The 11,362-nt window shown below is 41.7% G+C and carries 11 protein-coding genes; 1 reads left to right on the top strand and 10 read right to left on the bottom strand.

The genetic code is table 11. The annotated features are described in order from the left end of the window. Nucleotides 1-52: 52 nt before the first annotated feature. The 7 genes from ACZ42C_RS16395 to sigW all read right to left on the bottom strand — a co-directional run bounded on the left by ACZ42C_RS16395 (nucleotide 53) and on the right by sigW (nucleotide 7,733). The gene (locus ACZ42C_RS16395) at nucleotides 53-589 is read right to left on the bottom strand and encodes a DUF2812 domain-containing protein (RefSeq protein WP_461181610.1); all 537 of its coding nucleotides are present in this window, start codon (nucleotides 587-589) and stop codon (nucleotides 53-55) included. Between the two features lie 115 nt (nucleotides 590-704). Then, nucleotides 705-2,495, bottom strand: coding sequence for a S9 family peptidase (locus ACZ42C_RS16390; protein WP_461181550.1), 1,791 nt, complete (start codon nucleotides 2,493-2,495; stop codon nucleotides 705-707). Nucleotides 2,496-2,648: 153 nt separating this feature from the next. Further along, a complete protein-coding gene (glmM, locus tag ACZ42C_RS16385) occupies nucleotides 2,649-3,995 on the bottom strand; it encodes a phosphoglucosamine mutase (RefSeq protein WP_461181549.1) in 1,347 nt (448 codons plus the stop codon). A gap of 46 nt (nucleotides 3,996-4,041) precedes the next feature. After that, complete coding sequence (locus ACZ42C_RS16380) at nucleotides 4,042-5,274, bottom strand: CdaR family protein (RefSeq protein WP_461181548.1); 1,233 nt, start codon at nucleotides 5,272-5,274, stop codon at nucleotides 4,042-4,044. After that, entirely contained in the window at nucleotides 5,274-6,089 is an 816-nt protein-coding gene (gene cdaA / locus ACZ42C_RS16375) for a diadenylate cyclase CdaA (RefSeq protein ID WP_461181547.1), read from the bottom strand. The genes ACZ42C_RS16380 and cdaA overlap by 1 nt, the downstream gene beginning before the upstream one ends. 437 nt (nucleotides 6,090-6,526) lie before the next feature. After that, on the bottom strand, nucleotides 6,527-7,156 hold the full coding sequence (locus tag ACZ42C_RS16370; RefSeq protein ID WP_461181546.1) for a zf-HC2 domain-containing protein: 630 nt from the start codon (nucleotides 7,154-7,156) through the stop codon (nucleotides 6,527-6,529). Nucleotides 7,157-7,169: 13 nt separating this feature from the next. Beyond that, on the bottom strand, nucleotides 7,170-7,733 hold the full coding sequence (gene sigW, locus ACZ42C_RS16365) for an RNA polymerase sigma factor SigW (RefSeq protein ID WP_461181545.1): 564 nt from the start codon (nucleotides 7,731-7,733) through the stop codon (nucleotides 7,170-7,172). Between the two features lie 144 nt (nucleotides 7,734-7,877). On the opposite strand from sigW, the gene ACZ42C_RS16360 reads away from it, so the two are divergent. Beyond that, nucleotides 7,878-8,036: an aspartyl-phosphate phosphatase Spo0E family protein gene (locus ACZ42C_RS16360; protein ID WP_461181544.1), complete on the top strand. Its 159-nt coding sequence runs from the start codon at nucleotides 7,878-7,880 to the stop codon at nucleotides 8,034-8,036. A 122-nt stretch (nucleotides 8,037-8,158) separates the two neighbouring features. Here ACZ42C_RS16360 and rocF read toward each other — a convergent pair whose 3' ends face one another. The 3 genes from rocF to mvaD all read right to left on the bottom strand — a co-directional run bounded on the left by rocF (nucleotide 8,159) and on the right by mvaD (nucleotide 11,348). Then, nucleotides 8,159-9,061, bottom strand: coding sequence for an arginase (rocF, locus tag ACZ42C_RS16355; protein WP_461181543.1), 903 nt, complete (start codon nucleotides 9,059-9,061; stop codon nucleotides 8,159-8,161). A gap of 201 nt (nucleotides 9,062-9,262) precedes the next feature. After that, entirely contained in the window at nucleotides 9,263-10,360 is a 1,098-nt protein-coding gene (locus tag ACZ42C_RS16350) for a phosphomevalonate kinase (protein ID WP_461181542.1), read from the bottom strand. A 13-nt stretch (nucleotides 10,361-10,373) separates the two neighbouring features. Next, nucleotides 10,374-11,348 carry a diphosphomevalonate decarboxylase gene (gene mvaD, locus ACZ42C_RS16345; RefSeq protein WP_461181541.1) on the bottom strand — a complete coding sequence of 325 codons (975 nt, stop codon included), beginning with the start codon at nucleotides 11,346-11,348 and terminating at the stop codon, nucleotides 10,374-10,376. Nucleotides 11,349-11,362: the final 14 nt, after the last annotated feature.

Here is an 11,362-nt window from a genome sequence, read left to right as displayed (position 1 = left end):
CATACCTGGTGGAGCGCTTACCGGCAAAAAAAAGCAGGAATAATCCTGCCAGTTACAAAAACTGCTTATTTGTTTTATACAGCTTTACCACTCCATATGGAGCAAGCAACCAGAAGATCAATCCAACCAGAAATGCACTTACCCAAAATATACTTCCGTCAAACGTTAGTGTTCCACCGGCAATAAATAAAATGAATCCACAAATTATCAGAAACAGCATTGTTGTCATCCATATATATACGGTCATCCCCGTAAAAATATACATCATTCTGATATTGCGCTTAATGACACCATCCCGCACTGGAAAACTGATGATGTCGGCTGCCTTGTTCTCATTGTAAATAATATTCCATCGGTTTCCTTGATATACTGGCAACCAACCCGCTTTTACCAGGTTCAATGGTAGCATAGTCCGCTCCTCTCTACCATATTTCACATGGTATTGAATTACCATTCTCTTTTCCGTTTTTTCAAAGTAAAACAGCCTTGCGGTCGTATTTAACTTTACAAATTTATATCCTTTCATTGCCATCTCGTGCAGCCATTCTTCCGTTTTCCTGATGTCAAAGCTCCAGAAAGGCCTGAACACTTTTTTCAAAGCAAACCTCCCCCTTTTGTTAAATTGTACGTGACAAACCGAAAATCTATGCCTTAAAATAACTAAGCGCATGGGACTCTCCCCATGCGCTTCTGAAAAAATCATTTTATTTCTGATGTTTTTCCAAGAAATCAAGCATCCAGCTGTATACTTTCATCTCATTCTCTTTTTTGGAAAACCCGTGCCCTTCATCCTCAAGTACATGATATTCCACTTCACGACCCTTTTCTTTCAACTTCTCAACAACTTGATCAGAATGTTTTTTCACTACCCTAGGGTCATGCTCACCTTGAATAACAAGCATCGGCTTTATCATACTGTCTAAATAAGTTATAGGCGAATCCCTTGTTAGTTTTTCCTTATCACGTTCCGGATCTCCTACAGCCCGATCCAGGAGTGGTTTCCATTGCTCGGGAGCAGACTCCAAAAACGTAAATAAACTGGATGTTCCAAATATATCCACTACTGCTTTGAAATATTCCGGATACCTGCCATGCAGCAAAAGTGCCATATAGCCGCCATAACTCCCACCAACCAAAAACAGCCTGTCGGAATCAGTTATATTGTTTTCAAATAACCAATTCACACCTGCCATACAGTCTTTTGCAGGTCCTCCTCCCCAATCCCGATTCACCATTTTGACAAATGACGAGCCATATCCCGTGCTCCCGCGGAAATTCGGCGCAAAAATGGTATATCCCCGATGCAGAAAACATTGGAACATAGACCTGTAGGTTTTCCGTTCCGCTGCCTGGGGCCCGCCGTGCGGCCAGAATATAGTATGACCATTATCATTTTCAGGTTTTGGCTTAAATAATAATGCTTCCATGTTTAACCCGTCAAACGAAGAATAAGAAACAGTCTCCGCTGACACCATACCTTCTCTGTCGATACCAAGTACACGATTAGTTGTCAGTTGTCTCCAGGATATGCCGTCCTCAGATTGAAATATATTTTGCGGTACTGTGTCTCCCTCGCCCAGTAAAAAGAGGGTCCCGGATTCGGCTACATGCAATTTACTAATAATATCAGTCGGCATCTCTATTTGTGTGATGTCATTTGTGGCCAAATCATAACGGTAGAGTACATCTTTAACCCCTTTTTCTGTAATAACATAAAATATATTTTGCTCCTTGTGCCATTTTAGTCCGGTTGCACTTTCACCTTCAATTGCTTTAACAGGTGAAAACTCCTTCTTAATTAAATCATATTTTGCTATATAATTATACTCACTTTCATAGTCTGTAAGAAAATACACAGTGTTGTTATCGGTAAATACAGGATTTGCTACAAAATGCTCCTTATCAGGATCAGGTACTAGCGGATATGTCTCTTCGCCGGTTTTCACAAATCCGGTGACATATGTATTTGCAAAATGCCGGACATACGCAAATGCTTTCTCATCATCAGAAACCGCCTTTAATTCTGCCGGTGACACTTCACCCGTATTTATCAATGTATCTGAAGCGTTTTCAAGATTATACAGATGGGTATTTAAGTAGTTCGGATTATTTTCGGACGTAATATAATATACTCGTTTCCCGTCCTCGCTTAAGTGAGACAAGAAATATTTTTCAGAGGCTGCACCGGTTATGAAAGGCTGGGGAAGTCCTCCTTCATAGGGAATAGCATATATCTGGAAGTTTTCATCCCCATCTTTATCAAAGCCGGCTAGTACAAATCTGTATTGAGGATCAATTGAAATAGAATGACAGAACTCATCAAGATGGCTAAATAGATACGGAAAGTTATCCGGCAGGTCCATCGCCCATAAATTCATCTTTCCATTCAAATTGGAACTGAAAATGAGCCGCTTTTCATCTTTGCTTACTGCAAAATCAATAATCTTATACGTATGAAAAAATTGCTCTACGATCGGTTTCGAAAATGTAATCATTTTTCCCCTCCTAAACTATTTCTTATCATATTTTACTGGCTTTTCCATAAAAAAGAAGGGGTCATGAGAAGTATTTCCACTCCATCCTGAGGCTGATTTTTGCCAAGAAAAAAACACAGCGGACTGCTGTGTTTTTTTGAAATATATAATTGTCTATTCCTTCATTCCGAGTACATTTTCGATAACCTTTACCACGCGATCCACATATGTTTCGCATTCTTCTTTCGTTGGAGCTTCCACCATGACACGGACAAGCGACTCGGTGCCGGATGGTCTGACAAGGACGCGCCCCTTCTCACCCAATTCGTTTTCAACTGCGTTTATCTCTTCCTGGATTCGCGTGTTGTTTATTACAGCATGTTTATCAATCACTTTTACATTTTTAAGCACCTGTGGAAAAATTGTCATTTCTCCGGCCAGCTCCGATAATGATTTGCCCGTCTCCTTCATGACATTCACAAGCTGCAACGCTGACAGCATACCATCGCCTGTGGTGTTGTAATCAAGAAAAATGACATGTCCGGATTGTTCTCCACCAAGATTATAGCCGTTTTTAAGCATCTCTTCCAGAACATAACGATCTCCGACTGCCGTCTTATTGCTCGTCATCCCGTTTTCTTCCAATGCTTTATAAAAGCCGATATTGCTCATAACGGTAGAAACTACCGTATTATGGCGGAGATACCCTTTTTCATTCATATGTTTAGCACAAATAAACATAATCTGGTCTCCATCCACGATTTTGCCTTTTTCATCAACTGCAATTAATCTGTCTCCATCCCCATCAAAAGCAAGCCCGATATCTGCATTATTTTCTTTCACCAGTGCCTGGAGCTTTTCCGGATTTGTTGAGCCTACTCCATCATTTATATTCAGTCCATCCGGAGAAGATCCCATGGAAACAATATCGGCTTCAAGGTCAGCAAATAAATGGGTGGCCAGGCTGGAAGTGGAACCATGTGCACAATCCAGGGCAATTTGCATTCCTTCAAAATCATTATCAATGGTATCCTTCAGGAAAGAAAGATATTTCTGCCCTCCTTCGAAGTAATCATTGACAATGCCGATATCTCCTCCGGCAGGGCGAGGAAGTGTATCTTCTTCATCCATTAATTTTTCAATCTCCTGCTCCTGTTCATCGGTTAACTTGAATCCGTCGGCACCAAAAAGCTTGATCCCGTTATCCTCCACCGGATTATGGGACGCGGAGATCATAACCCCTGCCTGGGAGCTTGTAGCTTTTGTTAAATAAGCAACTCCTGGTGTAGTTATAATACCGCTGCGCATGACTTCCACTCCGATGGACAACAGTCCCGCTATTAGCGCACCTTCCAGCATATAACCGGAAATTCTCGGATCTCTGCCAATAATTACTTTCGGGTTTTCTGTATCCTTTGTTAAAACATATCCTCCAACGCGGCCTAAACGAAAGGCTAATTCCGGTGTAAGTTCTTTATTCGCAATTCCTCTTACACCATCAGTGCCAAAATATTTCCCCATTCATATCACTCCTTGGTATACCATTTATTGCCATGTCAAGACGGTTTCATGCATCAGTTATATCTACTGTCGCCTCTTCATAATCTCCATCAATGGTAATATCTTCTGGTCCTTCGATTGTAATTGGCACGGTATGCTCGCCAGATTCCAAATCCTCCAGATTTATGAACAAATCAATATCATCCACATTAAATTCTTCCATGCTGGCTTGATCGCCAACAGCTGTAATTCCCATTTCCGGCTCATCCGGATCAATAAAAATTACTTCTTGTCCATCACTCAGATCTTCCACGTCAATCGGCACCTCTTCCAGCGTTACCGTTTCTTCCAGTTCAATAAGCACTTCCACTGTTTCCATTTCAGGTGCCAGGACACCCTCGGGCAGGGCCAGCGATACTTCCAAAACTCCTGATTCGGTTACCTCCGATAAATCTATCTCCTCTGTGGCTATGCTTTCGATGCTACCCAGCAATTCACTTCTTGCAAAAATTTCAACCTCGTCTACATTAGCAGATATGGAAGTTAATGAAAAGCCCTCAGGCAATTCTCCGGTTGTTTCCACCTCGAGTGGAACCGTGGCACTTGGATTATTTACATCCAGGGATACAGACACATTTTCAGGTTCAATATTTACACTTAATTCATTTCCCTGGGTGTCGTAAACATTTACCGGTACTTCCCTGTTTTCAATTGGACGATCAAGGTTAGCCACATTTACATATACTTTCACGATCCCTATTTGATCGATGACACTTCTTGAGCTTGTAATGAAAACAGAAGGTGGATCTACCTCGTATTCTCCAATCTCGAAACCTTCAGGAAGTTCACTCTCATTCATGAAATCCACTTCCACTGGAAATTCTTCTGTAGCCCGCTCTTCTATCGTTACTTCTATGGAAGATGGTTCAATCTGTACTGATAAATCCGGTGTCACATCATGCTCAAGCTCTACCTGATGTTCCCCCTCTCCCAGTCCTTCCAAATCCACAAACACATCAAAATTCCGCTGTCTGACTGTAGGGGTGAGCACTCCGACAGACCCTTCCAGCGTTACAGTGACATATTCAGGCACCCCGCTGACAACATAGTTTTCATTACCCATTCGTATATCAACAGGTACATCATTTAATGTTTGGGTGTCAGATGGACTTCCCGGGAAAAAGGTTAAATCTGTATTCGCTGTGTCACTCGATTCCACGGATACGAACACATACAGTAGTACTGCAAAGACCAATGATACGGCACGTACAAACCATTTACTTTTAAACCAATTATCCATTATTTTTCACCCCTCCATCTTCTCGGCTTTTTATCGGGGTTTTTTGCATTTAATGACAGGTTTTCCTGAAGAATTTCTCTTAAGCTGTCTTCATTTAATTCTCTATATAACTCACCATTCTTTGCACATGAAATCCCTCCTGTTTCTTCTGATACCACAATTGTCAATGAATCCGTTACTTCACTTATTCCGACAGCAGCCCGATGTCTTGTTCCAAGTTCTTTGGAAATAAACGGACTTTCCGATAACGGAAGATAACATGCTGCCGCTATAACTATATCTCTTTTTAAAATAACCGCACCATCATGCAAAGGTGTGTTTGGCGTAAATATATTCGTCAGCAGCTGGTGGGTCAACTTTCCATTAATCTCTGTTCCGGTTTCGGCATAATCACCCAGCCCTGTTTCACGTTCAATGGAAATAAGTGCACCAATCCGCCGTTTTGCCATATATTTGCAGGATTGAATAATTGCTTCGATGTTTTGCCTGATAATTTCCTCTTCCGAACGGGCACTTCTTCCAAAAATATTACCTCTTCCCAACTGCTCCAATGCTCTTCTTAATTCAGGCTGGAATAAAATAATGATAACGATAAGACCCCAATCAATCGCCTGACTTGTAATCCATTGGATTGTTTGTAAATTAAAAGCAATACTTAATGACCAAACAGCTAACACGACCGCAATCCCCTTCAGCAGCTGAATCGCTTTCGTGCCTCTGATTAACATAATTAATTTATATAGTACGTACCAGACAATGCCTATATCAATGAAGACCCGAAGGATTTGTAAAAGGTCAAAATCCCCACTCATCATGCTGCTTACACACCCTTTTAGGACATATACAGATATGTCAAATGATTTTTTTATGTAAGAAGTTATCAAACTTTACGATTTGCATATATTCAATTGCATTTAAATACATACCCTTATAGCAATAATGTTTTGGACATGTATATAATGCCTGAATTGCAAAGTATAAGACCAGGAGTATGGAGGGAGCATTATATGCTTCATGCATCCCTTTAGCAACCAGCCAAGCTTCGCAATAAATAGTCATGATTTTTATTATAACATATTTTAGTTTGATCCAAGCATTAAAAACTATGTTTGTTCAAGCATTATATTATGTTTATTTTAGAGTGTTTTTTGAATTGATTATAAGGGCTTTCCATAGCAACTTTTTCTTTGATGGGAGTCTCGCTTTAAAAAACAGAAAACCCGGAGATTTCCGGGTTTTCCTTCCTGTATTTTTAGAATGTGAATAGGCTTCTGAAAAAGTCCTTTATTCGGAGCCACATCCATTCGAACGCCTGATCCACCTGTTTTATTTCACCATTTATTTCTCCGACCGACGCCATTAGGGTCTCATTTTCAAATGGATCATCAATGAGCTGGCCGTTAATAATGGTTACGTTTCCTTCTACAGTTCCGCTAATCATTACATCACCATTTCTTACGACCAGATCGCCTTCCACTACCACATCCGGTGGAACAATTACCAAATCCCCATCAATGACGAGGTCTTCCTCCTTTGATACAACCAACTCTGTATTTTGGTTCCACATCGAAAGCATGCCACTGATCATAAAGATAAAAAAGATGGCAGCTGCAGTGACAACTGGATGTTTTTTAAACCAGCGCATGTAACTTACTCGCCTTTTTTCTGCAGGCAGGCTATTCATGACTTTGGCCGTAAAACCTTCCGGAGCAGTGACAGATTCAGCACTTTGGATGAAAGTAATGGTACGATTTAATTCATGAAAGTGCTCCCTACAGACTTGGCAGTCCTCTAAATGAAGACGCAGTTTAGTTTCTTCTTCTGTTGGGAGCAGGCCATCCAAATATTGATGCATGAGCTCTCTTGATTCCTTACAATTCATATGTCACACTCCTTTACACGTGACGCAGCTTTTTCCGTAAAGCTTCTCTTCCCCTGTGAATACGGGTCTTCACGGTGCCTAGCGGGATGTCCATGATTTCACTGATTTCCTTCAGTGAAAAATCTTCTAAATACCTTAAAATAATAATACTTCGGTATTTTGGCGGAAGTTCTGATATCTCCTGATGTATATAGCGCTGCAGTTCCATGTTTTCGACTTCTTCCCCGGGCAATCGCTGTTTATCCGGCAATTGTGAATACATGTTTAGACCTTCTGTTCCTTTGATTTCCTCATCCAGATAGTAATCCGGTTTCCGCTTGCGAATCCGGTCAATTGTCAGATTCGTAGCGATTCGGTATAACCAGGTTGAAAACTTTCTGCGTTCATCAAAGGAATCAATATTCACATAGGCACGAATAAAGGCTTCTTGTGCTATATCCTCCGCCTCTTGCCTGTTGCCCAGCATGCGGAAACAATGTTGGTAAATCTTATTCTGAAACAGGAAGACGACTTCTTCAAAGGCAGATTGATCCCCTTTTTTAACATGCCTTATTTTCTCTTTAATTATTTCATCCATACGGGTACCTCCGCTATCATGCGGTATTTATATTACGAATACTATATATCAAAGGTTTCATAAAATAATTGAATAAACAATGACAGGTTTATAAATTTAAAAATCCGGGTATTTTTTATTAAGTGATTAGATAGGAGGATGTGTATGAAAAACCCCCTGTTGCTTAAAAAAATAGAAGAAAGCCGAAAGAAAATGGTTTTACTGAGTGATTCCCATTCACTGACTTCCGAGAAAGTAATATCATCCAGTAAAGAGCTTGATAAATTAATTAATGAATACCTGGTTAATGATTCCAAAGCATAATAGTGCATTTATTAATAAAAAAATCGTATAGTAAACACGATAAAAAAGACATAAAATTTCTGCTTTCGAAATTCCATGTCTTTTTTATTATACAATAGAATTTATAATTTGTGGAAGAATTCTTATTTTAGTTTTTCCCCAAACAAAGAACCCATTAAAGCAACCGCCACGGTAGCGGTTTTATTTTTTTCATCCAGGATCGGGTTTACCTCTACAAATTCCGCTGAAGACAATATATCAGCTTCGGCAAGCATCTCCATGGCCAAATGACTTTCACGGTAAGTGATCCCGCCTATTACAGGTGTACCGACACCTGGTGCTTCGGACGGGTCAAGACCATCCAAATCCAGGCTGAGATGTACGCCATCTGTGCGTCCTTTTAAGTATTGAATTGTTTCTTCCATTACTTTTGGCATTCCCATGCGGTCGATTTCATGCATCGTATACACTTTTATTCCTTTATCACGGATGAGCTCTCTTTCTCCTGGATCAAGAGAACGCGCACCAACAATGACAATGTTTTCAGGTTTAATTTTTGGTGCGTCTCCGTAAAGATTGGTCAGCTTTTCATGGCCTATCCCCAGGCTGGCAGCCAGCGGCATACCGTGAATATTGCCGGAGGGTGAGGTTTCACTTGAATTTAAGTCGCCATGCGCATCATACCATATGACACCCAGGTTTCCATAATACGTTGAGATGCCCGCCAATGAGCCGATGGCGATACTATGATCTCCCCCCAAAACGAGCGGAAAACGTTTTTTGGCCATCTCACGATCCACCATTTCCGCCAATTTTTCATTTGCTTCTATAACCTGTTCTAAATTCTTGAGGTTTGTACCATCATTTGGATTACTTACTGCCGGACGATTAATTGCTATATCCCCTAAATCATATATGTTGTAATTTAACGCCTGTAGCCGCTCAATGGCCCCAGCATACCTGATTGCACTGGGTCCCATATCCACCCCGCGCCGGCTTTGGCCAAGATCCATTGGCACACCAATAATTGATATATCTTTCATCACAACGCCTCCTTTCTCCCCCTATTTTAGCCAATAAAACACAAATGACTCAACCCCACATTAAAATGAATATATATGCATGGGGTCAGTCCCCCACCACGTTAATGTGTTAAAGTGATGGGAGATATTCCAACCCTACATTAAACAAATAACGGAAGTGTCCCTGTTGAAGATGGATCACTTCCGTTTAGTCACTTTAACGCTTTAGTGCAGCGGGGGTCTGACCCCATATGGTTTTAAGGACAGGGGCTGTATTCCTGCTTGTTGCCACGCTTTCGTTAGTGCCTGGGCTGATTCTTTGGTTGGCATGAAGGCGATGCCGCAGTCGCCGCCGCCTGCTCCGGATGGTTTGCCGGCACCGCCCAATTGTTCTGCCAAATCACATAGTTTGCTTAATAGTGGTGTTTCTATTTCTACGCCAGCATGCTCACCGACTGTTCTCAGTGCAGTTCTGTTCTGTTTGACCCCTTTCATTAAGCGGGGTAAATCTTCCTCTTCCATGCCACCCTGAAAGTTACTAACTGCTTCTTCACTTGCCTCCAAAAACTTTCTGAACTGTTCCGGGTTTGCATCTTTCAATTTTAACACTTCATGCACCAGTTCCCCAGTTGATGCAGGATTCCCTGTCCATCCTATGCAAACATAAACTTTATCAGGCAGCCGGAGCGGCTTTGACGTATAATAAATCCAATCCGTCTCCAGCATTTCAGTTACGGTATCCGATCGATGATAAAGGTCGATGAGCCATTCAGCCTGGAATGAAGTATATTGCATAAATCCCCCAAAGGAAGAAGCTGCTATATCTGCCCCTGATCCATTTCCTTGTACAGTGACATGAGCGATGGAAGCCAGCTTAAACAATGTTTCCTCATCCGTTTCTGCCGGGCCAAACTTATTTAAAATAGCAGAAACAACCGATGTAACCACCGCCGCACTGGATCCAAGCCCATACTTTGCTCCGGACTCATCATCCAATTCACTTTTGATCCCGAGCTTAAAAGACGGTAGTGCGATGGACTGCTCCTGCAAATAAGTAAGGGCAATTTTCATGGCATGCTGAACAAACTTCAGACGCTTATCATCTGAAGCTATTTTCATTTCTTTGTCACTGAATTCCCACGCCATACCCTCCAATTGAAAATCATGTAATGTTAACTCATTTTTATCACTTTTTTCAATGGTTGCATAGACAAAACGATCAACCGCCATAACCACTAATTGATGATGTGGGTGCAGTACGGCAAATTCCCCGGCAACCATCAGTTTACCGGGGACTTTTACGGTGGTGGATGTATCGGACAAAATAATTGCCCCCTTATATATAGCTTATGCCTTGACCGGCTTTGCTTAATCTTACTTCCTGAACCCCCGGAACACCTTGAAGTGTTTCCCGGATCTTCTTTTCATTCTCAGGCAGGTACAGCACCTTTACATTTGGCCCTGCATCAATCGTGAAGTAGGCAGGTATCCCGTTTTCTCTCAATTCCTGTACTGTATGCATCACTGCCAGTGTCGTGTCCATCCAATATGTAAATGGCGGATACGCTCCTAATGTAGTTGCATGCATTTTCAGGCAATTCGACTCCGTAATCTTACCTACTTTTTCAAAATCACGTGCAAGAATACCTGATTTTATTTCCCGCAAATCAAGGGGGATACTGTCCAGCCATCCAGAAAAAAATGGAGATGTTTCGACAGTTCGCCTCATTCCATCACGGCTCGACACTTTTTTCATTTTGGCGTCCAGGACGACAGCAGCCACCCTTAAATCCCAATGTTCGACAGGGGCGACAGGAACCGCATAAGAATCAGAGCCATCTTCCAAGGTTCCCATTTGCCATTCTGCAAATCCGCCATAAATGGAACGACAGGCCGAACCGGACCCCTGCCTTGTCAGCCGTGAAAGTTCCTGATCGTCCAGCTCCAGACCAATCGCTTTTGCACCGGCAGCAGCAAGTGCGGCAAAGCCGGAAGCAGAAGAAGCAAAACCGGCTGCAGTCGGGACTTGATTCTCAGAATGCACAGAAGCAAATACCTTTTTACCGGCCAAATCACGAATTAAGTCAAGAAATTGACTCACACGGTTATACTGTACGTCGGTAACTGGTTTCCCATCCAGGAAAAACTTGTCTTCGGTCAAATTCTCCTCAAATTCCACGGTGGTTTGTGTATAAAAGCCATCCAAAGTAAGCGAAAGGCTATTATTTGTCGGTAAAATAATCGATTCCTTCCGCTTTCCCCAATATTTAATTAAGGCAATATTTGTATGTGCTTTTGCTGTAGCCTTCATGCTGATTCCCCTTT

The organism is Virgibacillus kimchii (genome assembly GCF_055379185.1).
The sequence above is the reverse complement of the archived record's forward strand: the minus strand, read 5'-3'. Positions and strand labels throughout refer to the sequence as shown.